The sequence below is a fragment of the Pseudomonas sp. TMP9 genome (genome assembly GCF_037943105.1).
Classification (GTDB): domain Bacteria; phylum Pseudomonadota; class Gammaproteobacteria; order Pseudomonadales; family Pseudomonadaceae; genus Aquipseudomonas.
In genome coordinates this window covers 693411-718738 of the sequence record NZ_CP149803.1, presented here as the reverse complement: position 1 = coordinate 718738, position 25328 = coordinate 693411, and the positions used below count along the sequence as shown (strand labels likewise).

At 57.9% G+C, this 25328-nt stretch carries 26 protein-coding genes; 14 read left to right on the top strand and 12 right to left on the bottom strand.

The annotated features are described in order from the left end of the window. Positions 1 to 91 precede the first annotated feature (91 nt). The 4 genes from WF513_RS03465 (at position 92) to WF513_RS03450 (ending at position 2144) form a co-directional block, all read left to right on the top strand. On the top strand, positions 92 to 574 hold the full coding sequence (locus WF513_RS03465) for an LEA type 2 family protein (RefSeq protein WP_339081480.1): 483 nt from the start codon (positions 92 to 94) through the stop codon (positions 572 to 574). A gap of 122 nt (positions 575 to 696) precedes the next feature. Continuing rightward, entirely contained in the window at positions 697 to 1038 is a 342-nt protein-coding gene (locus WF513_RS03460; RefSeq protein WP_339081478.1) for a zinc ribbon domain-containing protein YjdM, read from the top strand. A 159-nt stretch (positions 1039 to 1197) separates the two neighbouring features. Further along, positions 1198 to 1920, top strand: a complete 723-nt coding sequence (locus WF513_RS03455; RefSeq protein ID WP_339081476.1) for a transporter substrate-binding domain-containing protein — start codon at positions 1198 to 1200, stop codon at positions 1918 to 1920. A 32-nt stretch (positions 1921 to 1952) separates the two neighbouring features. Beyond that, positions 1953 to 2144: a hypothetical protein gene (locus WF513_RS03450; protein WP_339081474.1), complete on the top strand. Its 192-nt coding sequence runs from the start codon at positions 1953 to 1955 to the stop codon at positions 2142 to 2144. A gap of 71 nt (positions 2145 to 2215) precedes the next feature. Here WF513_RS03450 and WF513_RS03445 read toward each other — a convergent pair whose 3' ends face one another. Continuing rightward, the gene (locus tag WF513_RS03445; protein ID WP_339083395.1) at positions 2216 to 2959 is read right to left on the bottom strand and encodes a hypothetical protein; all 744 of its coding nucleotides are present in this window, start codon (positions 2957 to 2959) and stop codon (positions 2216 to 2218) included. A gap of 296 nt (positions 2960 to 3255) precedes the next feature. Here WF513_RS03445 and WF513_RS03440 point away from each other — a divergent pair, with 296 nt between their 5' ends. Together WF513_RS03440 and WF513_RS03435 are read left to right on the top strand one after the other, a co-directional pair. Then, positions 3256 to 3975: an endonuclease gene (locus WF513_RS03440; protein WP_339081472.1), complete on the top strand. Its 720-nt coding sequence runs from the start codon at positions 3256 to 3258 to the stop codon at positions 3973 to 3975. Positions 3976 to 4088: 113 nt separating this feature from the next. Next, entirely contained in the window at positions 4089 to 4664 is a 576-nt protein-coding gene (locus WF513_RS03435; RefSeq protein ID WP_339081470.1) for a DUF1415 domain-containing protein, read from the top strand. A gap of 262 nt (positions 4665 to 4926) precedes the next feature. On the opposite strand, the gene WF513_RS03430 is transcribed toward WF513_RS03435, so the two are convergent. Further along, entirely contained in the window at positions 4927 to 5931 is a 1005-nt protein-coding gene (locus WF513_RS03430) for a DUF481 domain-containing protein (protein ID WP_339081468.1), read from the bottom strand. A 109-nt stretch (positions 5932 to 6040) separates the two neighbouring features. Further along, entirely contained in the window at positions 6041 to 7039 is a 999-nt protein-coding gene (locus WF513_RS03425) for a DUF481 domain-containing protein (protein ID WP_339081466.1), read from the bottom strand. Between WF513_RS03425 and WF513_RS03420 the strand changes: the two genes are divergently transcribed. The 3 genes from WF513_RS03420 (at position 7038) to WF513_RS03410 (ending at position 9818) form a co-directional block, all read left to right on the top strand. Then, complete coding sequence (locus WF513_RS03420; RefSeq protein ID WP_339081464.1) at positions 7038 to 7430, top strand: MGMT family protein; 393 nt, start codon at positions 7038 to 7040, stop codon at positions 7428 to 7430. The two genes, WF513_RS03425 and WF513_RS03420, sit on opposite strands and share 2 nt — an antisense overlap. A gap of 43 nt (positions 7431 to 7473) precedes the next feature. Continuing rightward, positions 7474 to 9018 (top strand): AmpG family muropeptide MFS transporter, encoded by a 1545-nt coding sequence (locus tag WF513_RS03415; protein WP_339081462.1) that lies wholly within the window; start codon positions 7474 to 7476, stop codon positions 9016 to 9018. Positions 9019 to 9092: 74 nt separating this feature from the next. After that, positions 9093 to 9818 carry a lipopolysaccharide kinase InaA family protein gene (locus WF513_RS03410; RefSeq protein WP_339081460.1) on the top strand — a complete coding sequence of 242 codons (726 nt, stop codon included), beginning with the start codon at positions 9093 to 9095 and terminating at the stop codon, positions 9816 to 9818. 13 nt (positions 9819 to 9831) lie between these two features. Here WF513_RS03410 and WF513_RS03405 read toward each other — a convergent pair whose 3' ends face one another. Both WF513_RS03405 and WF513_RS03400 read right to left on the bottom strand, forming a co-directional pair. Then, complete coding sequence (locus WF513_RS03405; RefSeq protein ID WP_339081458.1) at positions 9832 to 10662, bottom strand: mechanosensitive ion channel domain-containing protein; 831 nt, start codon at positions 10660 to 10662, stop codon at positions 9832 to 9834. Between the two features lie 108 nt (positions 10663 to 10770). Next, positions 10771 to 11250, bottom strand: a complete 480-nt coding sequence (locus tag WF513_RS03400) for a YajQ family cyclic di-GMP-binding protein (protein ID WP_339081456.1) — start codon at positions 11248 to 11250, stop codon at positions 10771 to 10773. A 149-nt stretch (positions 11251 to 11399) separates the two neighbouring features. Here WF513_RS03400 and WF513_RS03395 point away from each other — a divergent pair, with 149 nt between their 5' ends. Genes WF513_RS03395 through WF513_RS03380 form a run of 4 tightly spaced genes read left to right on the top strand, consistent with a single transcriptional unit; the run spans position 11400 to position 15933 of the window. Continuing rightward, positions 11400 to 12365: a response regulator gene (locus WF513_RS03395; RefSeq protein WP_339081454.1), complete on the top strand. Its 966-nt coding sequence runs from the start codon at positions 11400 to 11402 to the stop codon at positions 12363 to 12365. Between the two features lie 10 nt (positions 12366 to 12375). Beyond that, on the top strand, positions 12376 to 13284 hold the full coding sequence (locus WF513_RS03390; RefSeq protein WP_339081452.1) for a putative 2-dehydropantoate 2-reductase: 909 nt from the start codon (positions 12376 to 12378) through the stop codon (positions 13282 to 13284). Positions 13285 to 13330: 46 nt separating this feature from the next. Continuing rightward, positions 13331 to 15349 carry an ATP-binding protein gene (locus WF513_RS03385; RefSeq protein ID WP_339081450.1) on the top strand — a complete coding sequence of 673 codons (2019 nt, stop codon included), beginning with the start codon at positions 13331 to 13333 and terminating at the stop codon, positions 15347 to 15349. A 2-nt stretch (positions 15350 to 15351) separates the two neighbouring features. After that, positions 15352 to 15933 (top strand): cob(I)yrinic acid a,c-diamide adenosyltransferase, encoded by a 582-nt coding sequence (locus tag WF513_RS03380; protein WP_339081448.1) that lies wholly within the window; start codon positions 15352 to 15354, stop codon positions 15931 to 15933. 81 nt (positions 15934 to 16014) lie between these two features. Here the strand turns inward: WF513_RS03380 and WF513_RS03375 are convergent, their stop codons facing one another. The 6 genes from WF513_RS03375 to WF513_RS03350 all read right to left on the bottom strand — a co-directional run bounded on the left by WF513_RS03375 (position 16015) and on the right by WF513_RS03350 (position 23768). Beyond that, positions 16015 to 16908, bottom strand: a complete 894-nt coding sequence (locus WF513_RS03375) for an RluA family pseudouridine synthase (protein ID WP_339081446.1) — start codon at positions 16906 to 16908, stop codon at positions 16015 to 16017. A 33-nt stretch (positions 16909 to 16941) separates the two neighbouring features. Next, positions 16942 to 17883 (bottom strand): Nudix family hydrolase, encoded by a 942-nt coding sequence (locus tag WF513_RS03370; protein WP_339081444.1) that lies wholly within the window; start codon positions 17881 to 17883, stop codon positions 16942 to 16944. Then, entirely contained in the window at positions 17880 to 18512 is a 633-nt protein-coding gene (locus WF513_RS03365) for a glutathione S-transferase family protein (protein ID WP_339081442.1), read from the bottom strand. Before WF513_RS03365 ends, WF513_RS03370 begins: the two co-directional genes overlap by 4 nt. Before the next feature lie 124 nt (positions 18513 to 18636). After that, positions 18637 to 19854, bottom strand: a complete 1218-nt coding sequence (gene argJ / locus WF513_RS03360; RefSeq protein ID WP_339081440.1) for a bifunctional glutamate N-acetyltransferase/amino-acid acetyltransferase ArgJ — start codon at positions 19852 to 19854, stop codon at positions 18637 to 18639. Positions 19855 to 19991: 137 nt separating this feature from the next. Then, complete coding sequence (gene secA / locus WF513_RS03355; RefSeq protein WP_339081438.1) at positions 19992 to 22724, bottom strand: preprotein translocase subunit SecA; 2733 nt, start codon at positions 22722 to 22724, stop codon at positions 19992 to 19994. Between the two features lie 117 nt (positions 22725 to 22841). Continuing rightward, positions 22842 to 23768 carry a M23 family metallopeptidase gene (locus WF513_RS03350; RefSeq protein WP_339081436.1) on the bottom strand — a complete coding sequence of 309 codons (927 nt, stop codon included), beginning with the start codon at positions 23766 to 23768 and terminating at the stop codon, positions 22842 to 22844. Between the two features lie 81 nt (positions 23769 to 23849). On the opposite strand from WF513_RS03350, the gene WF513_RS03345 reads away from it, so the two are divergent. After that, entirely contained in the window at positions 23850 to 24305 is a 456-nt protein-coding gene (locus tag WF513_RS03345; protein ID WP_339081435.1) for a DciA family protein, read from the top strand. 80 nt (positions 24306 to 24385) lie between these two features. On the opposite strand, the gene lpxC is transcribed toward WF513_RS03345, so the two are convergent. After that, positions 24386 to 25297, bottom strand: coding sequence for a UDP-3-O-acyl-N-acetylglucosamine deacetylase (gene lpxC / locus WF513_RS03340; RefSeq protein ID WP_339081433.1), 912 nt, complete (start codon positions 25295 to 25297; stop codon positions 24386 to 24388). Positions 25298 to 25328: the final 31 nt, after the last annotated feature.

Sequence of the window (25328 nt, the reverse complement as noted above, 5' to 3'; positions counted from 1 at the left end):
AAGCCTTGGCCATGCTTATTTTTGCCCCTGCGGCGTAATAATCGCTTTATCGGGGTCTTCTACTGTGACTATTCAGCAGTGGAGCCTCAGCATGGCCAACCCCCTTCCCCGCACACTCACGCGCGCGCTGCTTATCAGCCTGCTGCTTACGCTAGGCGCCTGCAGCACCTTAGGGCCACGTGACCCCTTACGGATTCAACTGGTTGGTATTGAACACTTGCCGGGTGAAGGCTTGGAAATGCGTTTCGCGGTTAAATTGCGCGTGCAAAACCCTAACGCCAGCCCCATCAACTTCGATGGCGTCGCCTTGGAGTTAGAGGTCAACCAGCAACCACTGCTCAGCGGCGTCAGCGACCAAAGCGGCCAAGTACCGCGTTATGGCGAAACCATCCTGCACGTTCCGGTCAGCCTCAGCGCCTATGCGGCGCTGCGCCAAGCGTGGGGCGCAGCCGGCTATCAGGACGGCAAAGGCCTCCCCTTCGAGCTGCGTGGCAAATTGGCCGGCGGTTTGTTCGACACTTGGCGCTTTAATGACCGCGGCATTCTTAACTGGCCGCAACTGCCAGCGCGCTGATCCAACTTTAAGCTCGCTGGCGCATCAGCCACGCGCACACAGCGCACCTGCTGGCAAAAACCAACAGCGCAAAACCCTATACACTGTACGGCCTTTACTTATAGACCCACCAAGGACCCGCCGTGAGCACGTTGCCGCCCTGCCCAAAATGCAACTCCGAATACACCTATGAAGACGGCGCGCAGCTGATCTGCCCCGAGTGCGCCCATGAATGGTCGGCCGATGCAGCAACTGAAGCAACCGATGACGCCAAGGTGATCAAGGATTCAGCAGGCAACGTGCTGCAGGACGGCGACACCGTCACCGTGATCAAAGACTTGAAAGTCAAAGGCTCATCTTTAGTGGTCAAGGTCGGCACCAAGGTCAAAGGCATCCGCCTATGCGACGGCGACCACGACATCGACTGCAAAATCGATGGCATCGGCGCGATGAAGCTTAAATCTGAGTTCGTGCGTAAGGTCTAAGCGCGCTGACCGCGTTCAGTGCGCCACGCCGAGGTTTTTCTGCTGAAGCTTTTCTGTAGCCCTGCCGAGAAATATCTAGCGAGCGTGCAGCCTCGCACAGCATTGGCTAGCATCAGTGGTGAGCACACTGCTCTCTAAACTCGAAAATTAGGGGTCTTTATGCGTATCGCTGCGCTATTTTTGTGGCTACTGATGCCTTGCGCGTTAGCAGCCGAGAGCTGGAACGTGGCGGGGGACGAGCAATTCGCTCCTTATAGTTTTGTCACCCTTGAGGACAACCAACCGCGTGGGCTGGATGTCGAACTGGTGCAAGCGGTGATGGCCGAAGCCAAGATCCCCTTCACCCTGCGCCTTTACCCGTGGGAAAGGGTCAAGCGCATGCTCGACCGCAACGAGGTGGTGATGGCCTTTCAGTTCGCCGGCACACCGGAGCGCATGCAGCAATACCAACTGGTGGGGCCGCTGCGCTCGGGCTCCACCGTATTTATGACCTCGCTTAACACCAACCTCACCGATTGGGCCGAATTTGACGACCTGTCGCCCTATGTCGTCGGTCAAGTGCGCGGTTACGCTTACCAGTCGGCATTCGACAAAGCCGACCTGCGCCGCGACAGCAGTGCGCAGAATCCCCGTCAACTGGTGTCGATGCTGTTGGCTGGGCGCTTTGATGTGATTGTCGGCGACCGGCTGCAGCTGCTGTATTTCGTGCACGAACAACGCGCCGAGCAAAGCGTGCGCATCTTGGCCAAGCCGCTGGTGCAGATGCCGCGTTATGTAGCCTTTAACAAAGGCGATCACGCGCGTGCCGACGCGTTCGCAGCGGCGTTGGCACGTTTAAGGCAGGCTGGCGCCTTGGATGCTATTTACCAGCGCTGGCAATAAATCATCCAACCACCACCCCTCCCGGAGCCACTATGCGCAGCCTGACCCTCACCCTGTTATCGACCACGCTGTTGCTCAGCGCCTGCGGCCTGGGCGAAACAGCCGCAACCGCCAGCCTGCAAGCCGAACAGGCAGCAAAGCTGCAGCAGCAGACCGAACAACTCAAACAACAGATCGAAGCAGCCAACGCGCAAGGCACCAAGCGTCTTGAAGAAGGCTATTAGAAGCAGGTGCGTGCAGCGCCGCATCAGCTTCACTCATACGTGCCGGTGCGCGGCAAAGGGTCAGTCGGCGTTTACTGCACCGGCAGGAAATTTATAAACAGCAACCCTTGGGCGTAGCTCACGCCCATGCGCCGGTAGCGCTCATTCAGCACATCGGTGAGCAGGTCTAGGCGCGCCACAATTTTGCCAAATTCCACGGCGTAACTGAGATTACGTTCCTCGGCGGATATCTCATTGGACAGCAGCCAAGGCTTGCCGCCGGCGTCGGTGCGTTGCGCGAGCATCCAGCTGGCTTTCTCAACGTTACGCGCGGCGTTATGGATAAACTGCGGGTCCAGCGTGTCACTCAGGTAATACTCGGTGCGCCCGCCATGGGCCGTGATCAGTGTGCTCGCCAGCGAATAAATAAACGCCCCAACACGGTCACCCTGGTACTCGGCACTCAAGGCATAGCCCAGCGCCGCGACATCAGTACGCCCGCCCAGTTGGGGCAACGGCTGGCCCAACTCAACCGCGCGATGCACAGCGCGCTTCACGCTCTCCACGTCAGCTAAACCGGTTTTGCGCCACTCCCGTGGGTTGCGCAGGTACAGCTTGTCCATCAAGCGGTAAAGGCTGTTGAGGTTATTACGCATGCCCAAGGTCGCCATACGGTCAGCATGGCTCTGGAAGAATTCGCTGGGTTTAACCGGGCTTTGGTTACTGATGATGGTCTGATGATCCTGCCGCGTGGAGCACCCACTCACCGCCAGCAGTGTAACCAGCAGCAACCCGAGCTTAACCCTGCGGCCCATCGGCATAGCCAAATTGGCCATTGCATGGCTGTGGTTTTGTAACGGCGCTAACTGCTGCTCGGTGCTCATCAGAGGAGGTCATCCGCTGCGGTGTGATGGGGTAACGCTAGCAACAAAACTCAGATTGACCAGTTTTTCTGCCCAAAGGCATGACTTTCAGCGTAATCAAGCACCTAGCGGTGCACGTTCAAGTGGACTACTAACAAAGAGTAGCCGTGGTAAAAGCTGCGCCACCATTCATTTGTATAGGCTGAAAAGGCCCGCTCCAGAGCGCTTTAAACGGTATGATCCGCAGCTTTTTTGCTGCTGAGTTGCTCATGTCGCGCCTGCTTGGACTGATTTGCCTGTTAGTGGCCCTGCCCACGTTTGCCGATGCCCCGAAAACTTTTAACGCCGCGAAGAAAATTGCTTGGCAGTTGTATGCCGAGCGACCCAACACCTTTTATTGCGACTGCGCCTTCAACGGTAACCGCGTCGACCTCGACAGCTGCGGTTATAAGGTGCGCAAACAACAACGGCGAGCCGCACGTCTTGAATGGGAGCACGTGGTACCGGCTTGGGTGATTGGCCATCAACGCCAATGTTGGCAGAACGGTGGCCGCAAGAACTGCGCGCGCAACGACGCTACCTTTAAAGCCGCCGAAGCCGACTTGCACAACGTGGTGCCGAGCGTGGGTGAAGTGAATGGCGACCGTTCCAATTACGCCCTTGGCATGCTCAGCGATAAACCGCAGCACTATGGCGCCTGCCCCATGGTGGTGAACTTTAAGGCCAAAACTGCCATGCCGCCGGAGCCGGCCCGCGGCCCCTCGGCGCGTATTTATCTGTACATGGCCGACCACTACAGGCTGCGCTTGTCCACACTCGATCGGCGCACCTATGAAGCCTGGAACCGCCAATACCCGGTGAGCGAATGGGAGCGCTGGCGCAACCAAAAAGTAGGGTGCGTGATGGGTCACGGCAACCCGTTTGTTGGCCCTATCGACCTGAGTACCTGCGGTACCCTCAAGCGCGGTCGGGCGGTCACTTTGCGTTAACGCATTAACTGCACAGCACCTCTGGCAACGTTGTGTGCGTATTCACCCGCCGTGCCTGCAGGTCGCCGCAAGGGTAAACTGCACACCGCCCACTTTGCCGAGCTACCACTGCTATGAACACGTACCCCAGCGCCGCCCACGTTATTGCCGAAACCCGCGCGTGGGTCGATCGCGCCGTGATTGGCTTGAACCTCTGCCCGTTCGCCAAGGCGGTGCAGGTCAAAGGGCAAATCCGTTATGTGCTGTGCGCCAGCGCAGAGCCTGAAGCAGTGCTCAGCGCTTTGATCGAGGAGCTGCACGCCCTCGCTAACTGCACGCCAAGTGAAACCGACACCACGCTGCTTATCCACCCCGCCGCGCTGAATGACTTCCTCGACTTCAATGATTTTCTCGCGGTGGTCGATCATACCCTCGACGATCTTGGCTACAGCGGCACTCTGCAGGTGGCCAGTTTCCACCCGCAGTTCCAGTTTGCTGACACCCGCCCTGAGGATGTCAGCAACGCCACCAACCGCGCACCTTACCCAACCCTGCATATTCTGCGAGAAGCCAGTATCGACCGCGCTGTCGCCGCGTTTCCAGATCCGCAGGCGATTTTCGCGGCCAATATCGACACCCTGGAAAAGCTCGGCACTGACGGCTGGCTCGCCCTGCAGCAGCAGTGCCGCAAGGATGCAGAAAACCGCTAAGGCGCAAGTGCGAGAAGTCTAAAAAGCGAATAACCGGCCACGCTGTTCAGCAAACATCTGCAAACAACCAACCGTTGCTTTAGCCCTGATTAACGGTCGGCTAAGACGCCGCCAGGGAGCCCAAACGATAAAGCCCAACGAGGCCTCTGCTGCCTGTTGGGCTTCACTTCATGCAGCACGGATCTGCAGGGCTGCGTAGGCTAACGTTGCCTGGTTCGGGGCATTTTTGGCGAGCGCTGGGTCTTTTTACGCGGGCTAAGGGTTACCAGCCAATACCGAAACCTAAGCTAAAGCGAGTTTCGTCCAGGTCGCCTTCGGCGCCGCTGACCAGATCCTTCTCAGCCTTCATATTTAATGAGGCCCAATCGGTCAGTTTGTAACGCAGCCCAAGGGTGGCATCAAAGGTGTAATCCGCCACGTTGGCCAGCGGTTTACCCACTTCACCGTCGCTGAATAGCTCGACACTCTTGCCGACCAAGTAGCGATTGTAGTCCCACTTCATGCTCACGGCATAGAAGTTGTCACGCTCACCATTGTCATATTCATAGTCCGAGCGGTTCAGCAATCCGCCCACGGAGAAGGCACCCAACTCGTTGTCCCAGAACTGATAACCCGGACCGGTGCCGAGAGTACGCTGGCGACGGACCTCTTCAATACGATCACGCTTGTACTCCAAGCGCCCCTGCCAGAACCATTTTTCAGTCACGAATCGGTCAAGCGCGTATTCAGCACTCCAGTCGTCCGTGGTGACCACTTCATCTTGGAATTCACGGTTGTATTCCGCTTCGGCGTGGTGCCGCCAAAGGCCATGCCGCGCCTGGGTTTTCAGGCTAACGTCATAGTCATCGGTGTCGCGATCCGCACGTTTGTAGTCCAGCGCCGCATCAATATTGCCCCTCCACACCAAGTCCTCAACCAAGGGCTTGGGTTTGAGTATTTGCTCAATACTGGCCAACTCAATGGTCTTGGGTGCGTCTCCATTAACCAGCGTGACCTTGCCGGGCTCGGCGGGCCGCAGCGATTTGGCCCGCTCACCGGTGACGGCGCCTTCTTTAATCAGCAGCTCCTGATCGCTTTCAAGGGTGGCGATCTTGTCCCAGTTGAGGGCAATCGCGCCGCCGTAGTCAGTTGCCAGCACCAGCTTGCGACCATCATAAAATTTGATTTTACCGCTCAAGCGGTCACCGTTTTTTAACCAAACGGTATCTGCCAACGCAGAAGTAGCAGCCACACAAAGGGCTAGGCATAACAGGGTTTTGGAAAACATAAGAAAGGCTTATCTACTTCAGGTTCGCGGAAGGTCGGGCATTATCCGTAAGCACGACGCCAGAGCAAGCACAGACCGACAGAAGCACCGTGAGTTCACCCATCTCCCCTTACCAGCCGACGCCCACCCCCAACAAATAACGCCGCTCGCTGCTGGTTTGGCCAAGCCCGCGCGCTTGGTCCAGCTCATACAACAACGACAGCCGCGCCCAGTCATTCAAACGAAAACGCAGGCCCATTTCACTGTCGAGTACATAGTCAATTTGCTTGATAGCCGGCACTTGCAGCTCAGCCGTGCTGTAAAACTCCAACCGAGTGCCCCAGAGCAAACGCTTGTAATCCCAAGACAGCGAATAGGTATTGAAGGCTAACTGATTGTCAGCTGTTGCCAGCCGCACGCGATTGAACTGGCCTATCACGTCCAAGCGGCCCAATTCGTTATCCCAAAAGCGATAACCCGGCCCGCTGCCCAGTGAACGCTGGCTGGTTAGAAAGGCAAATTCATCCTCATCTTGCTCAGCACCGACCCGCCAGAACCAGTGGTCCGTGATAAAGCGGTCGAGGTCGTATTCCAGCTGCCAATTATCGGCGGTTTGCACTTGGTTCTTGACCTTGCGCTCCAGCTCGCCGCCCAGCACGTGACGCCAGCGGCCGTGTTCTAAGCGCGTATTGCCTTTGAGCTTCCACTCATCGATGTGGTCGTCATTGCGTTTCATATCCAGTTTGGCGTCCAGATTACCCTCCCAGAAGCGGTCTTGGAGTACCGCTCGCGGAGGAATCAACCGTTTGATGCTGGCCAGTGGCACGGTTTGCGTGCTGCCACTGATGACCCGCACCATGCCCTTACCTGCGGCTTCCAGTTGGTTGCTGTGTTCGCTGTCGAGACCCTGGCGGCGCATCAACAAAGGTTTATCCGAGCGCAGGGTGTCGATATCCTTCCAAGCAATCAGCACCTGCCCGGCATATTTGGTTTTTAACGCAAGCTTGCCGCCATCAAGCAGAACTATCTCACCGCTGAGGCGGTCTCCATTGTTCAACCACACCGTATCCGCCCAAACCGGGGCACTCAAGGCCGTTATCAGTACAAAAACCAGGGTACGTAGCAACATGATGGAAGAACCGCATAGCCAGCCAAAACAAGACGCGCAGCATGCCGCGCGGGGCCAGTCGACAGCAAGCCAGGCCGAGCGGCAAACGGCTCTCTATGCCGTGCTGGCTAACGTGCCGACAGGCTACGTGGTGAGCTACGGGCAACTGGCCGCCTATGCGGGCCTGGGCCGTGCAGCCCGCTGGGTTGGCCGCAGGCTGAGCCAATTACCCGAAGGCAGTACGCTGCCTTGGCACCGGGTGATAGGCGCCGGCGGACGCCTCAGCCTGACTGCCGACAGCCTCTCCGGGGCCGAGCAACGCAGGCGTTTATGTGAGGAAGGCGTGCCAATCCATAACGAACGGGTGGATATGCCGCGCTATGGCTGGCGCCCGATAGAGCACAGCGGTTAGAGTGCGCCCTTTGTCCGACCAACATCAGGCTGATACCCCTTCAATGCCCCGTAAAAGCTGGCGTGATGCCATAGCTGCGTACTCCAGCCCCTCAACCTTGGTGCTGCTCCTGTTAGGGTTCGCCGCTGGCCTGCCCTACATGCTGGTGTTTTCGACCCTTTCGGTTTGGCTGCGCGAAGCCGGTGTGGCACGCGATACCATTGGCTTTGCCAGCCTGATCGGGTTGGCGTATGCCTTTAAATGGGTGTGGTCGCCACTGCTCGACCAATGGCGCTTACCGCTGCTGGGTAAGCTGGGACGGCGACGTTCGTGGTTGGTGCTGTCACAAATTTTAATCGCCATCGGCCTGGCCGGGATGGCGTTGTGTGACCCGCAAACCCACCTGACCTGGCTAATTTCTTTGGCCGTGCTGGTAGCTTTTGCCTCCGCCACACAAGACATCGCCGTCGATGCCTACCGCCTGGAAATCGCCGATGACACTCGTCAGGCCGCGCTGGCGGCCAGCTATATGGCCGGCTACCGGGTTGCAGCGCTATTAGCCACTGCCGGTGCACTGTATTTTGCCGAAGGTTTTGGCTCTACTGCCCTGCTCTATCAGCATGGCGCTTGGGCCGGTACCTACCTGCTATTTGCCTTGTTGATGCTGCCCGGCCTGCTGACCAGCCTCTGGATGCGCGAGCCGGATGTGCCCTTGCGCACTCAATTAGCCGCTACACGCTATGGCTTTAGCCATCAGATTGCCTCGGTGCTGGTGCTGATTGTGCTGCTGGTGTCGGTGCCGGCCATGTTCACCCAGTTCTACAACACCGACTTTGCCAGACTGGTCAACGGCGAAGCCAGCTTGCTCGATCTGCTGCTGGAAGACCGCGCCTTGTTGCGCGCCCTGCTCTACACCATCCTCAGCGCGCTGTGCCTCTCGTCCATGGGCCGACGCGGTTTGGCGCCAGTGCTGACGCCAGTCAACGACTTTATTGTGCGCTATCGCTGGCAGGCTTTTTTGCTGCTGGGTTTGATCGCCACGTACCGCATGTCGGACACCGTGATGGGCGTAATGGCCAACGTGTTCTATATCGACCAAGGCTTTACCAAGGATCAAATCGCCAGCGTCAGCAAGCTGTTCGGCTTAGTGATGACCTTGATTGGTGCTGGTTTCGGCGGTTTGCTGATCGTGCGCTTCGGTATTTTGCCGATCATGTTTATCGGTGGCGCTGCATCGGCGGCGACCAATCTGTTGTTCCTGATGCTGACCGGTATGGGCGCTGACCTGCAGATGCTGATCGTGACCATCTCCGCCGACAATTTTAGCGCCGGGCTGGCGACTGCAGCCTTCGTCGCCTACCTGTCGAGCCTGACTAACTTGAAGTTTTCCGCCACCCAGTACGCCCTGCTCAGCTCAATCATGCTGCTGTTGCCGCGCCTGATTGGGGGTTACTCCGGGGTCATGGTGGAAAATTATGGCTACGCTCAGTTCTTCCTGATCACCGCCTTGCTGGGCATCCCTACGTTGATTCTGATCATTTTCCAATGGCGCCGTGAGCGACCGCAGGCTGGAGACAGCAACGCTGTAAACGTATCGGAACCACTATAAAAATTCTCAGCGAGCGACCTACCACTGTAAAACGTAGGAGTTGCTGCCGACTGAGACCTGAATAAGGGCAGACCATGGACCCAGCGTCGAGAAATGCCAGCCGCTCCACCGACCCCGTGAGCTTCGATAGTTGGTGGCAACTTCAAGGTGAATGGGTGGAGGAGCCCAATGAACGTCGCGGTGGTTGCAGTGGTGTTCAGCGCATCATTCAGCACGACCAATTGCTGTATGCGAAAAAACAGACTGGGCACACCTACCGCAGCTTGCTTCACCCTTGGGGGCGGCCAACCGTATTACGCGAACGTGATGCGTTGCTCGGCGCGAGGAAAGCTGGGGTGACCGTTCCGGAAATTGTTTATTGCGCCGCAGAACACGGCACCGATGGCTGGCGCGCCATGCTTGTGACTAAGGCGCTGGAGGGGTTTCAACCTCTCGATGAATGGTATTTACGCCAGGCGCGCGAGCATGACGACGCCGCCCTCCACCAACAACTTTTGCAACAGATCGGGCGATGCTTAGCAAAGCTGCACAACGCTCGCTGGCAGCATGGCTGCCTGTATGCAAAACATATCTTTGTGCGCACCCAAACACAGGGCACAACGACCTGTTGCGAAATAGCCTTACTCGATTTGGAAAAATCACGCCGCCGCCCGACCCGCAAGCAAGCCGCACTGCACGACATGCTGCAACTGCGGCGCCATTCGCCTTGGGATCAAACCGACTGGCAAACCTTAGTCGGTCATTATCAACAAGTGATGGGCCGCACGTTCGAAATACTCCATGCAGCGGCTCGCCGCTAACGCGCGGCCGCTCTCAACTGTTTTGCTGCACCAGATGCACCACCCGCTGCGGGAACGGGATGCCAATGCCGACTTCAATCAGGCGCTCTTTGGCCAGCTCGGTAAAGGCAAACGTAACTGGCCAAAAATCTGCTGTTGCCACCCACACTCGTAGCGACAAATTGACCGCGCTGTCGCCTAAGCCCGTCACAAACACCACCGGCTCAGGGTCGCGATTTACCCGAGGGTCCTGGGCAATAGCCAGCAGTACATCGCGGGCTTGTTTGATATCACTGGCGTAATCGATCCCCACGTTGATCTCAACGCGCCGCGTGCTCTCGCGTGAATAATTGGTGATATGACCATTCGACAGGCTGCCGTTGGGCACGATCACCACTTTGTTATCCGCGGTTTTCAGCGTGGTATGGAAAATCTGAATACTGTCGACACTGCCTGATACGCCTTGCGCCTCAATCCAGTCGCCGGCGCGAAACGGGCGAAACAGCATAATCAATACACCACCGGCGAAATTAGCCAGGCTGCCCTGCAACGCCAGGCCAATGGCTAAACCGGCAGCACCGATTACCGCGATAAAAGAGGTGGTCTCCACACCGATCATCGACGCCACGCTGACCAGCAGCAAAATCTTCAACACGATGCTGACCAAGCTGCCAATAAAGCTGCCCAGCACACGATCCACCTGACGCATATCAAGCAGGCGGCTAATACTGCGGGTGAGTTTGCCGACCAGCCACCAACCAATGACAAAGGTCATCAAGGCCAAGGTCAGCTTGCCACTGTATTCCAGTACAACCGGCAGCCAGCTTTCCGATATTTTCACTAATTCTTCAACACTCATATCCATGCGTTAATCCTTGTAAGCTTTAAAAAAAACGCCACGGCATGCCGTGGCGGTGGTGCAGTATCAACTCTGTTGCGACGCCTGTTCGACGGCAAGGTTCAAACCCCAGTATTAATCACGGAAGTTGTTGTACTGCAGCGGCATACCAAAGTCTTTGCTGCGCAATGCGGCCATCGCCTCTTGCAAATCATCCCGCTTCTTGCCGGTAACGCGCACCTGCTCGCCCTGGATGGCCGCCTGAACTTTCAGTTTGCTGTCTTTGATGTGCGCCACAATTTTCTTTGCCAGGTCTTTTTCAATACCTTCACGCAGTGTCGCTTCCTGCTTAACGCTTTTACCGGAGGCATAGGCATCTTTAAACTCGACGCACTGCACATCAATCTTGCGTTTAACTAGACTGAGCTTGAGAATCTCAACCATCTGTTCCAGCTGGAAATCCGCATCGGCTGTCAGATTGACAGTCAGCTCTTTCAGCTCAAAACTGCCTTTACCGCGAAGGTCGTAGCGACGTTCCAGCTCTTTGACGGCATTATCGATAGCGTTGCTAACTTCATGTTTGTCCAACTCGGACACCACGTCGAACGAGGGCATGGGCTCACTCCAGATAAACGGCGCGCCCCGCATCACGAATGGGGCACACCTAGCTTGACGATGAAAAAACCCAGCCATTATATAGCGGTAGCTACACACACTGCCCGGCGATGTACGGGCCCATGTGATTTCCCCGAGCGAGTCTGCCCATGCCCAACCCCCACCTGAGTATTTTGGTCGTCGATGACGCCAAGTTCTCCAGCGCCATGATCGGGCGCGCCCTGACCCAGGCGGGCTATCTGGACGTACGTTTTGCCAGCAGCGCTGCCGAAGCCATCAAACTGCTTGAGCAGCGCGCCGCCAGCGTCTTATTGGCCGACTGGCTGATGCCGGAGATGAATGGTTTAGAGCTGACAGTGAAAGTGCGTCAGTTTGATGAAATGGCTCATCACTACACCTATGTCATCCTGCTGACCGGCAAGGAAGGTGAAAACGTGCTGGGTGAAGCCTTCGACAGCGGCGTCGATGACTTCATCAGTAAAGCCGCCATGCACGAACAACTGGTGCCGCGAGTGTTCGCCGCCGACCGTTTGTGCAACACCTTGCAACGTCAGCTGCAAGAGAATCGCCTGCTCATCGAAAACATCACCAGCTTGGAGCAGCGCAACCTGGTTGACCCGCTCACTGGTCTGGGCAACAACCGTTATCTGCACCTAAAAATGCTCGACAGCCTGCGCCAAGTTGAATCACGCGGTGGCGCCCTGTGTTACCTGCTGATCGGTTTACAGGACGTGCGCACCCTACATCAGCAGCATGGCGACGTCTTTTTCAGCGAACTGCTTAATGGCGTAGCCCGCCGCCTGCAGCAACTGGTGCGACCCCTGGATGTACTGGTGCGCGTGGATGAAAATCATTTTGGCCTGATCACCCTGCTGGCTGACCTGCAAGAGTGCTCGCCGAGCAGCTTTAAGCGCTTACATGACGGCATCAACCTTAAAGCCTTTAAAACCAGCGAAGGCTTTATCAGCCTCAAAGCCGGGATCAGCCTAATCGGCCTCGACGCCAAAGGCCTGCCCTGCACGCCAGAGCAGATCAACCAACTCGCCGAAAACTTGCTGCCGGAATCTTACAGCAGCGGCCGGGTAACGGCCCTGCGTCTGCCGTTACCGCATTAAGGCGCGCGGCATGTGGCATATCCTCGGCGCGGGCAGCCTTGGCACCCTCTGGGCGACACGCCTGGCAAGGGCTGGCGTGCCGGTTCAGCTGATCCTGCGTGACCAACAGCGGCTGCTCAGCTACCGACAGGCTGGCGGCCTGACCTTGATTGAGAACGGTCAGGCGCAACGCTACGCCATCGCCGCACACACAGCCGATCATGCGCAACCGATCCAACGCCTGCTCCTGGCCTGTAAAGCCTATGACGCTGCGGCTGCGGTGGCCCAGTTAGCCCCGCGCTTGACTCGCGGCGCTGACATTGTGCTGTTGCAAAATGGCCTCGGCAGTCAAGACGAGGTTGCTCGCGCAGCGCCTCTTGCGCGCTGCATCTTTGCCTCCAGCACTGAAGGCGCATTTCGCCAGGCCGACTTCGAGGTGGTGTTTGCCGGCCACGGCCACACCTGGCTCGGCGACCCGCTTGACCTGCATCCGCCCGCTTGGCTGGCGGACTTACGCGCGGCTGGGATTGCCCATGAATGGAGCCTGGATATCCTCAGTCGATTGTGGCGCAAGCTGGCATTGAACTGCGCCATTAACCCGCTGACCGTGCTGCATGACTGTCGCAATGGCGGACTGAGTGAACACCCGGTGCAGGTGGCCTCCTTGAGCGGCGAACTGGTTGAGCTGCTGCAGCGCTGCGGCCACAGTGCGGCCGCAGCGAACCTGCATGACGAGGTAATGCGGGTAATCCTTGCCACCGCGGCAAATTATTCGTCCATGCACCAAGATGTCAGCCAAGGCCGGCGCACCGAAATTGCCTACTTATTAGGTTACGCGTGTAACGCCGCGCAGCGTCAGCACCTGCAACTGCCGCACATAAACGCCCTGCACGACCAACTTCAGGCGCACCTCGACGCACGCGGATTGCCCCGCCACTGAACTGCGCGTTAACCTGCCCGCACGCTCATCACCGACCGTCCCTGCCATGCCCCTGCGTCAACGCCTTGAAAATCTTCCGGTTGGCCGCAAGCTGCTGGTCGCCTTGCTGGCTTTGCTGGCAACCGTGCTGCTGGTGGCCAACCTGGCCTTTATTAGCGCGGCCTACTGGATCTCCCAGGAAAGCGTCGCGCCCCAAGCCATGCACACCCTGAGCCGGCTGATTGCCAGCCCGCCCCTGAGTGCCGACGCCTTAAGCTCGCCAGCGGCGGCTAAAGCTCTGCTCAAGCGCCTAGATGATTACGCACCCCTGCGCGCTGCGATGATCTATGACGCCGACGGGCAAAGCCTGGCGCAATTGCAGCGCGGCACCAAACTCGGCTTACCGATGCGCATTGAAGAGGTCGAATCGTGGCGCCATCAAGAGTTCCGTATCAACCAACTGGTCGAGCTGCCGCAGCTCACAGGAAAGCCCGGTCATCTTTTGCTGGTGGCCTCCAGTGAATTGCCGGGGGTGTTCTACACCGGTACGCTGACCGCCAGCCTAGTCATCCTAGCGCTGAGCGTCGTGCTCTGGCTGATTGTCTCGCGCCTGGTGCGCCGCCTGATTACTCGACCGATCCGTCGCCTTGAGGAACTCTCGCGCCAAGTCACCCGTGAAGAAAATTACGCCCTACGCGCACGGCGCGGTAATCGCGACGAAATCGGCAGCTTGGCCGACGCATTCAACACCATGCTGGTGCGCATTGAGGCCCGCGAACAACAGCTCAAAGGTGCCCGTGACGACGCCCAGCAAGCCTTTGACCAGGCCCAGCGCTTAGCCGAGGAAACCCGCCACTCCAACCGCAAGCTGGAGTTGGAAGTGCAGGTGCGTAGCAAGATTGAGCGCAAGCTCACCGGTTTCCAGAATTACCTCAACAGCATCATCGACTCCATGCCCTCCGCGCTGATCGCCCTCGACGAACAGCTCTACGTCACCCAGTGGAATCAAGAAGCCAGCAGCCTATCTGGCACCCGTTTAGACGAAGCACTGAATCAGCCGATTTTTCTCGCCTTCGCGCCGCTTAAACCCTTCCTGCCGCAGCTAAAACGTACCGTCGAACAGCACCGAGTGGAAAAAATTGAGCGGGTGACCTGGGGCAGTAACGAACAACCGCTGCATTTTGCGCTGACCTTCTACCCACTGACCGGTGGCGGTGGCCGAGGCGTGGTGATCCGTATCGACGACATCACCCAGCGGCTTAACCTCGAAGAGATGATGGTGCAATCAGAGAAGATGCTCTCGGTCGGCGGCCTTGCCGCTGGCATGGCGCATGAGATCAACAACCCGCTCGGTGCCATCTTGCACAACGTGCAAAACATCCGCAGACGTCTATCGCTGGAGCTGGAAAAAAACCGCGTGCAGGCTGAGCAAACGGGCATCAGCTTGCAAGCCATCGATCGTTACCTGCAGGCCCGAGAGATACCGCGCCTGCTTGATGGCATCCAGCAGGCTGGCAGCCGCGCGGCAAAGATCGTCAGCCATATGCTGACCTTTAGCCGGCGCAGTGATCGCCAACTGGCCCCGTGTCACTTACCCGCACTGATCGACCAAGCAGTGGAAATCGCCGGCAATGACTTCGACCTGACCGAAAGCTTTGACTTCAAGAGCCTAAGCATCCAACGCGAATTCGTAGCTGACCTACCCCCCGTGCCAGCCACCGCCAACGAACTGGAGCAGGTGCTGCTTAACCTGCTGAAAAACGCTGCCCAAGCCATTCATCAGCGCCGTGACAACACATTGCCTGGGCAGATCATTCTGCGAGTGCGCTTGGCTGGGCCGTGGGTGGAAATCCAAGTGGAAGACAACGGCGACGGCATGCCCGAGTCGGTGCGCAAGCGCATCTTTGAGCCGTTCTTCACCACCAAAGAAGTCGGCCAGGGCACCGGGCTTGGCTTGTCTGTTTCCTACTTCATCATCACCAATAACCACAAAGGGCAGATGGAAGTGCAGTCCAAATTGAACCATGGCACCTGCTTCACCCTGCGCTTACCGCTGACCACCCCTTATCTCACTACAGGTCTTTGAATATGGGTTACCGACTCTCAAAAATTTACACCCGCACTGGCGACAGCGGCGAAACGGGCTTGGCTGATGGTCGCCGCGTGACCAAAGACCACCCGCGCGTAGACGCCATGGGTGAGGTAGACACGCTGAACAGCCACCTTGGCTTGCTGCTGGCTGAGCTGGCCGAGCACGCGCCGCAGTGCCCGGGCCTGAATGATGTGATCGACGTATTAGCACCCTGCCAGCACCGCCTGTTCGACCTCGGCGGTGAACTGGCAATGCCCGATTATCAAGCCTTGCAGGTGCCGGAAATTGAGCGTTTAGAAGCGGCTATCGACCGCTGGAACGAAGAGGTCGGCCCGTTGGAAAACTTTATCCTGCCCGGCGGCTCGCGCCTAATCGCCCAAGCCCACATATGCCGCAGCCTGGCACGCGGCGCAGAACGTCGCTGCCAACACCTAAATGCCGTGGAGCCGATTCGCGACGTTGGCTTGGCCTATGTCAACCGACTGTCAGACCTGCTGTTCGTAGCGGCGCGCGTGATCGCCAAACGCCAAGGGATTGATGAAGTGCTGTGGCAAGCCGCGGCAAAACAAGCGGAGTAGCCAGTAGCCCGGATAAGCCTTGGCGCAATCCGGGGGCGATTGACTGTCGCTTAACGCCCGGATTACATCCGGGCTACATCCTCACAGCAAACTCAACTGGCTTTCGAAACGGCGCAGCTCAGCAGTCAGCGGATCAATAAATGCCAGCCCGCGGGCCAGCAGCTTCAGCGGTTTGCTGTAATCATCAGGGGCACCCGGCGCATCAGTGACCTCAGGATAAAAAGGGTCATTGAGAATCGGTGCACCCAGCGCCGCCAGATGCACACGCAGTTGATGCTTTTTACCTGTGACCGGATAAAGCCGGTACAACCAGTGACCCGCTAAGCGCTGAGCAACCTCGATGCGCGTTTCGGTGTTGGCAACGCCAGCGACTTCTTGCATACGAAAGAATGGCTCGGCAGCGTCCAGTCGTGTCATGCGCACCAGCGGGAACAGCAACTCGGGCAAGGCCGGTGCCAGCGCTTCATAGCACTTGTCCATCTGCCGCAAGCGAAACAGCGCTTGGTATTGGCCGCGGCTTTGTCGATTGGTCGAAAACAGCACCAAGCCGGCGGTATGGCGGTCAATGCGGTGCAATGGCACTAAATCGTCGTTGCCCAAGCGCTTGGCCAGCCGTGCCTGTAACGTCTGCTCGACGTACTCACCGGCCGGCATCACCGGCAGGAAATGCGGCTTATCGGCCACCAATATGTGCTCATCGACATACAACACCGCCTCTTCAAAGGGAATCGGTGTCTCTGCCGGTACTTCGCGAAAGTAATGCACCTTAAGCCCTTCGCGGTAGGCTGCGTCCAGCCCAAGCGGTTGCCCCTGCCCGTCCAACACGCGGCCACGGGCGAAGCGCTGCAACCAAATCTCACGGTTAATCGCCGGAAAGTGCCCACACAGGCAATCGATAACCGTAAGCCATTGGCCGCGGGGTAGGTGCAGGGTGCTAGGGCGCATATTCGACGGGGAGCGGGCGTCAATAGGCATAACTAACCCGCCCAACGCGGCCTATAGAAAGACTCACTGCGGCCAAAACGCGCGAATACCCGCCACACCTTGGGCGCCGGCTTGCCACGCGCGCTCAACATCACTGGGCATGACGCCGCCTAGTAAATAAGCCGGTTGGTTAACGCCTTGCAGCAACGCGCTGACGTGCGGCCAACCGAGTGGCTCAGCATCGGGATGAGTCTGAGTCGCCTGAACCGGCGACAGGGTGATGAAGTCCACACCCATTTTTGCTGCCAGCGCTAATTCCTCCGCCGAATGGCATGAGGCGGCCAGCCAGCGTTCTTTCGATAACGGTCGACCACCGGCACTCAGTTCACGCAGTTGCTTGGCGGTCAGGTGCCAGCCAGCTGCTGGAAAGTCACCCAACCATTCCAGCGGCCCCTTCAGCATCAGCTGCGCCTTGCCGGCACACAACCCAAGAGCATCCACGGCAATATCGCGGTACTGCGCATCAAACATCGCTGGCGCGCGCAGTTGCAACAGGCGGATACCGCTCTTCACGGCGGCCTGAATACCACGTAGCAATTCGGGGCCGCTCAAGCCATCGGGCGTGATCAGGTAATGTTCGGGCAGACGCGCAGCCGCGACAATCGGCTGATTTGCCGCTGGGAATTCATAGTCACTCAGCTGCCGAGGGCTGACCCAAGCCAGCGGCTGACCTTCAGCGCCGTGGGGTTCGCCGCTAAACGCTGAAACGTCCCAGACATCTAACAGCACGTGTTTGTCTGGGTAATCGTGCCGCACCTGAATCAGCGGGCGCGACGCACTGGGGCGAATACCCAGCTCTTCGTGTAATTCCCGGGCCAACGCCTCTTGCGCCGTTTCACCCGCTTCAACCTTACCCCCAGGGAACTCCCAGAGACCGCCTTGGTGCTTATCCGCGGAACGTTTAGCGAGCAGAATCTGCCCCTCAATGCCGCGAATTACCGCGGCGACTACATGAATGCGCTTCACGCTAAATGTTCCTCCAGAGCGGCCTGATACCAGCGCTGAAACGCCGACCACTGATAGGTTGCCTCAACATAGGCAGCAGCCTCCGCCGGTAGCACTACCTGATAACTGCGCAACCTCGCCGCCACCGGGGCAAAGAAGGCATCTGCCAAGCAGGGCTGCCCAAACAGGAAGGCACCGCCATGACCAAAACGCTGGCGGCACTCCGCCCACAGCGCACAGATGCGCTGAATATCGGCCATTGCATCAGCCGGTATCTCAGCCAGTGCCTGATTACGCTTGAGATCCATTGGCAAGTGAGTACGCAACGCGACAAAGCCGCTGTGCATTTCCGCGCAGGCACTGCGCGCCAATGCCCGAGCATCGCGGGCCTGAGGCCACAACTGGGCATCGACAAAACGCTCGGCCAGGTACTCGGCAATCGCCAGCGAATCCCAGACCGGACCGTCTTCACTGATCAGCAGCGGTACCTTACCGGTCGGTGAGTGCTGCAGAATCTGCGCACGGGTATCCGGGCGGTTGAGCGCGATAAGCTGCTCGTCATAAACCGCACCGGTTAATTCCACGGCCAGCGTCGCACGCAGCGACCAAGACGAATAGGTTTTGTCACCGATGATCAAAGTTAAAGACATGTGTTGCGCTCAAGGCGAGAAGGTCAAACGACCTTAAGAGGCGACCCGCCGAATAGCAAATTCCCGTTGCTTATGGGGGCATAAGCAACGGGAATGCGGTGAGCCCGACACAGGTAGTGAATGATCAGGTGCGGTACTCGGCGTTGATCTTGACGTACTCGTGGGACAGATCGGTGGTCCAGATGGTTTCACTGCAACCACCGCGGCCCAGTTCGATGCGGATGGTGATTTCTTCTTTGGCCATCACCGCTGCACCCTGCTCTTCGGTGTAGCTCGCAGCGCGGCAGCCCCGGCTGGCGATGCACACGTCACCGAGGAACACATCAATCAGGCTGACCTCCAGTTGCGCCACGCCGGCATAACCAACAGCCGCCAGAATGCGCCCCCAGTTTGGATCAGAGGCAAATAACGCGGTTTTGATCAGCGGTGAGTGGGCCACAGCATAGGCAACGTCCAAGCACTCCTGATGCGTACCACCGCCATTGACCTGCACGGTGACGAACTTGGTCGCGCCTTCACCGTCGCGCACGATGGCTTGGGCAACATCCATGCACACACTGAACACCGCATCTTTGAGCTTGGCGAACAGGTCGCCGCTGGCCTGGGTAATTTCTGGCAGAGCGGCTTTACCCGTGGCGATCAGCATGCAGCAGTCATTCGTCGAGGTGTCGCCGTCAATGGTGATGCGGTTGAACGACTTGTTCGCCGCATCGCGCAGCAAGTCTTGCAGCACGGCCTGGGCCACTTTGGCATCGGTGGCGATGTAACCGAGCATGGTGGCCATGTTAGGACGAATCATCCCGGCGCCCTTGCTGATGCCCGTCACGGTCACCGTCACCCCGTCATGCTGGAACTGGCGGCTGGCGCCTTTGGGCAAGGTGTCGGTGGTCATGATGCCGGTGGCGGCGTCAGCCCAGTTGTCTAACGCTAGGTTATCTAGGGCGGCCTGCAAGGCACCTTCGATTTTCTCCACCGGCAGCGGCTCACCGATCACCCCGGTGGAGAACGGCAGTACCGCACTCTCATCAACACTCGCCAGCTTGGCCAGAGCGGCGCAGGTACGCATGGCATTGTGCAGGCCCGGCTCGCCGGTGCCTGCGTTGGCATTGCCGGTGTTGGTCAGCAGGTAACGCACGTTACCCAGCACGCGCTTCTTGGCCAGGATGACCGGTGCTGCGCAGAACGCATTGAGGGTAAAAATGCCCGCCACGCTGGCCCCTTCGGCACAACGCATCACCACCACATCCTTGCGCCCCGGGCGCTTGATACCCGCCGAAGCGATGCCCAACTCGAAACCTGGAACCGGGTGCAGGGTAGACAACGGGCCAAGACCAACAGCCATAGCGAACGCTCCTTGAGGTTTGATACATCTGAATGCGATGGTAAAACGCCGCGAACGGTCAGACCGTTCGCGGCGTTGTTCTAGCGGTCAGCATAACCAACATTACTGTCGGCTTGACCCGCGCTACAGCAGTCGGCTTAGCTGACCTGACCGTGACAATGCTTGTACTTCTTGCCGGAACCGCACGGGCACGACTCGTTACGACCGATCTTCGGTTCAGTACGCACCGGTGCAACAGCAACAGCGGCCTCACCTTCCTCACCAGCCACTTCTGCCGCCAGCGCAGAGGCCTCAGCGTGCTGAAACTGCATACGCGCAGCCATGCCCTCAGCTTCACGACGCAGACGCGCTTCTTCTAACTCCGGGTCTTCGCGGCGCACCTGCACATGAGAGAGTACACGGATGGTGTCACGCTTGATCGAATCCAGCAGTTCTTGGAACAGGGTGAAGGACTCACGCTTGTATTCCTGCTTAGGATTTTTCTGCGCATAGCCACGCAGGTGAATACCGTGGCGCAGGTGATCCATGGTCGACAGGTGGTCTTTCCACAGGTCGTCGAGTACACGCAGCAAAATTTGCTTCTCGAAGGTGCGCAGCGCATCGGCACTGGCTTCGATTTCTTTCTCGTTATAAGCCGTGATCAGCTCTTCAAGAATGCGCGCACGCAAGGTTTCTTCGTAGAGTTTGTGGTCATCGTCCAACCACTGCTGGATCGGCAAGCGCAGGTTGAAGCCGCTGAAGATTGCCTCTTCCAAGCCGGCAATATCCCACTGCTCAGGCAGTGACTGCGGGGCGATATGCTGGTTGATGGTTTGATCCAGCACTTCGCCACGGAAGTCGGCAATGGTCTCACCGATGTTGTCAGCAGCCAGCAGCGTATTACGCATGTGATAAATCACTTTGCGCTGCTCGTTGGCCACGTCGTCGTATTCCAGCAACTGCTTACGCATGTCGAAGTTGCGCCCTTCAACTTTACGCTGGGCTTTCTCGATCGCATTGCTGACCATGCGGTGCTCGATGGCTTCACCGGACTGCATGCCTAACGCTTTCATAAAATTCTTCACCCGGTCGGAGGCAAAGATACGCATCAGATTGTCTTCCAGCGACAGGTAGAAGCGGCTGGAACCCGGGTCGCCTTGGCGACCCGAGCGGCCACGTAGCTGGTTATCGATACGCCGTGATTCATGACGCTCAGAGGCAATCACATGCAAGCCGCCGGATTCAATGACCTGCTGGTGGCGCTTCTGCCAATCCGCTTTGATCTGGGCGATCTGCTCAGGTGTGGCGTCCTCTAGGTTGGCAACTTCAACTTCCCAGTTACCACCCAACACGATGTCGGTACCGCGACCGGCCATGTTAGTGGCGATGGTTAGCGCGCCCGGACGACCGGCCTGAGCAATGATTTCCGCTTCTTTTTCGTGGAACTTCGCGTTGAGCACCTTGTGCGCAATGCTCTCTTGGTCGAGCAGGCGCGAGACGTACTCGGAGCTGTCAATCGACGCAGTACCCACCAAGATCGGCCGGCCTAGGGCCATGCATTCTTTGATATCGGTAACGATGGCCGCGTATTTCTCTTCCTGGGTCAGGTAGACCAAGTCATTGAAGTCCTTGCGCGCCAATGCACGGTTGGTGGGGATCACGATCACCGCCAACCCGTAAATCTGATGGAACTCGAATGCTTCAGTGTCCGCGGTGCCGGTCATACCGGACAGCTTGCTGTACAAACGGAAGTAGTTCTGGAAAGTGGTCGAGGCCAAGGTCTGGCTTTCGGCCTGAATCGGTAACCCTTCTTTGGCTTCGATCGCTTGGTGCAGACCCTCGGACAGACGACGACCGGGCATGGTCCGACCGGTGTGCTCGTCGATCAGCAGCACCTGGTTATTCTGCACGATGTATTCAACGTTGCGGTTGAACAGCTTGTGCGCACGCAAACCCGAGTACACGTGAGTCAGCAGACCCAAGTTATGCGCCGAATACAAGCTCTCGCCCTCGGCCAGCAGGCCAACTTCGGTCAGCATCTCTTCAACAAACTGGTGGCCGGCTTCGTTTAACTCAACTTGGCGGGCTTTCTCGTCGACCTTGTAATGGCCTTCCTGGGTGACGATGCCTTCCTCTTCCTCAATATGCAGATTGAGGCGCGGGATCAGCTTATTGATCTCGGTATAAAGGCGCGAGCTGTCTTCGGCTTGGCCGGAGATGATCAGCGGGGTGCGCGCTTCGTCGATCAAAATGGAGTCAACTTCGTCGATCACAGCAAAATTCAGTCCACGCTGGAATTTATCTTCCAAGCTGAACGCCATGTTGTCGCGCAGGTAGTCGAAACCAAATTCGTTGTTAGTGCCGTAGGTGATGTCAGCGGCATAGGCTTCACGCTTCTCGTCCGGCGGCATAAACGGGATAACCACGCCCACCGACAGCCCGAGAAATTCATACAGCGGCCGCATCCAATTGGCATCGCGGCGAGCCAGGTAATCGTTGACGGTGACCACGTGCACACCTTTACCGGAGAGTGCATTGAGGTACACCGCCAAGGTTGCCACCAGGGTCTTGCCTTCACCGGTGCGCATTTCGGCAATTTTGCCTTCGTGCAGGGTCATGCCGCCAATCAACTGTACGTCGAAGTGGCGCATGCCCATGACGCGCTTACCGGCTTCACGGGCGACTGCAAAGGCTTCAGCCTGAAGCATGTCGAGGGTTTCGCCTTTGGCTAGACGGGCTTTGAACTCATCTGTCTTGGCGCGCAGTTGCTCATCAGACAGAGCCAACATCTGCTCCTCGACGGCATTCACGGCTTGTACCGCCTTGAGCATGCGCTTGACTTCACGCTCGTTCTTGCTTCCAAAGAGTTTTTTCAACAAAGGCGCAAACATATCGACAGGATCTTCCAGGCGTATGGATTGAGGGCTACTGAACAGCGACCCAGGCAGCCTTTAGGGCTACGTGCGAGGTGGGCATTCTACCCGGAAATGCAAGCGAGGAAAGCGGCGTTATTCAACGCCGTCAACGCGGGCGATGTAGCTGGCTGGGTTGACCACCCGACCATCTTTAGTCACTTCGAAGTGCACATGGTAGCCACTGGCGCGCCCACTGCGGCCAACTTTGGCTATGGTTTGGTCGCGCTGCACCAAATCGCCAATCTGGACCACATTGCTCTGGTTGTGCGCATACAGGGTGGTGTAGCCATCAGCATGGCTGATCTCAACGGTGTAACCGTAACCCGACTTAACACCGGAGAAGCTCACCACACCCGCCGCAACGGCAACCACATCACTGCCCGCCTTGGCGGCAAAGTCGATGCCTTTATGCTGGGTGTTACGCCCCGTCAGCGGGTGCACACGTCGGCCGAACGATGAAGACATGTAGCCATTACGCACCGGCATGCCGGACAGGTATTCAGCCTCACTCAACTGACGCTCACCGATCAACTGCTCCAACACTTCCAGCAGCTGCTCGCGACTGTCCAAGCGCAAGCTCAGCTGGTCGAGCTCATCCATAAAGGGCGGCGGCGCATACGCCGAATCACCCAAGGCATCTTCAGCACCGCCTTGGCCAACGTTGAGCGAGAAGTCGAATTCGCTGGCATCCAGATCAGCCAGCTCGGTCAGGCGCGCACCGAGGGCATCCAAACGCGTCAGGCGCGCCTGCAGCTCAGCCACATGCACCGCGAACGCATCCAGCTGACGCTGTGCATCCAAGCGCACCGCACCCACTTCAGCACGTTGTTGATCCAGTACCTGATTCACCTGCGCATCGTCATGCACGATCACAGTCGCGGGCGCCCACCAGGCGCCGACGGCAACCCCGCCGCCCAGCGCCACGCTGAGTAGCAGCAATAACGCCAACAAAAGCCAGCGCAGCTCCAGGCTCAGCGAACGTGCGGCGCCATGGCGCCGGCTGAGTAAAATGATATGCATGGCATTCCCCTAGTGGTGAGGCCAAAGCGGGCAGCAGCGACTCTGCTACCATGACAACCTCACTTTTTCAGGCGTCCTGCCATGACTTTTCGTCCTTTGCCGGCCCGAGCTCCTGCCGCGCTGTTACGCGAGGTGAAGCCCCTGAAGGCGTTGTTCAATCAAGCGCAACGCATTGATCGCTTGCAACACCTACTGGAAAGCCAGTTGCAACCTGCTGCTCGCGAACACTGCCATGTAGCCTCATGGCGCGAGGGCTGTCTGCTGCTGATAATCACTGATGGCCACTGGGCCACGCGCCTGCGTTATCAACAAAAACGCTTGTTGAAACAGCTGCAGGCACTTGAAGAGTTCGCGACCTTAACGAAGATCTTGTTCAAGGTGCAACCTCCGACTGCCGAAAGGCATGCACCACGTCGCACAATTAGCTTGTCCAGCAGCGCTGCAGAAAACATCCAGGCCACTGCCGATGGCATCAGCGACCCCAAATTACGCGCTGCCTTAGAACGCTTGGCCAAACACGGCAAACCCAGCGAATAATGGCGCCACCTTGTTAAAGGGCAGCAAAAAAACAGGCCACCCGAAGGTGGCCTCTAAAAGCAAAAAAGGAGGGTGTTGCGTTACACGGCTGCAACCGGGCGCATGTAAGAGATTGGCGCGTTGTTGGGGTCGTCAAAGGTGACCACTTCCCACGCGTCGGTTTGCTCGATCAGGGTGCGCAGCAGGCGGTTGTTTAACGCATGCCCCGACTTAAAGCCCTTAAACTCGCCAATCAGGCTGTTACCCAGCAGGTAAAGGTCGCCAATCGCGTCAAGAATCTTGTGCTTAACGAACTCATCTTCGTAACGCAGGCCGTCTTCATTGAGCACGCGGAACTCATCCACCACGATGGCGTTATCGACGCTGCCGCCGAGTGCCAAGTTCTGTGAACGCAAGAACTCAATATCGCGCATAAAGCCGAAAGTACGTGCGCGGCTGACTTCCTTAACGAACGACGTGCTGGAGAAGTCGACACTGGCCGACTGGGTGCGGTTGCGGAAAACCGGGTGATCGAAATCGATCTCGAAACTCACCTTAAACCCTTCAAAAGGCACGAAGGTGGCGCGCTTGTCGCCCTCTTCAACCGTGACTTCACGAAGGATACGGATGAACTTCTTGTGGGCGTCCTGCTCTTGCAAACCAGCCGATTGAATCAGGAATACAAAGGGGCCCGCACTGCCATCCATGATCGGCACTTCGGACGCGGAGAGCTCGACGTAGGCGTTATCGATGCCCAGGCCAGCCATGGCCGAAAGCAGGTGCTCTACCGTATCCACCTTGACATCACCATTGACTAAGGTAGTCGACATGGTGGTTTCACCAACGTTACCTGCACGCGCGGGGATTTCCACGACAGGGTCTAGGTCGGTACGACGGAACACGATACCGGTGTCCACAGGTGCCGGCTTTAGGGTCAGGTATACCTTTTCCCCGGAATGCAGGCCGACGCCGGTGGCGCGGATAATGTTCTTCAGGGTGCGTTGTCTGATCATGGATTGGACCGCTATAGCACTAGTTGCGAAT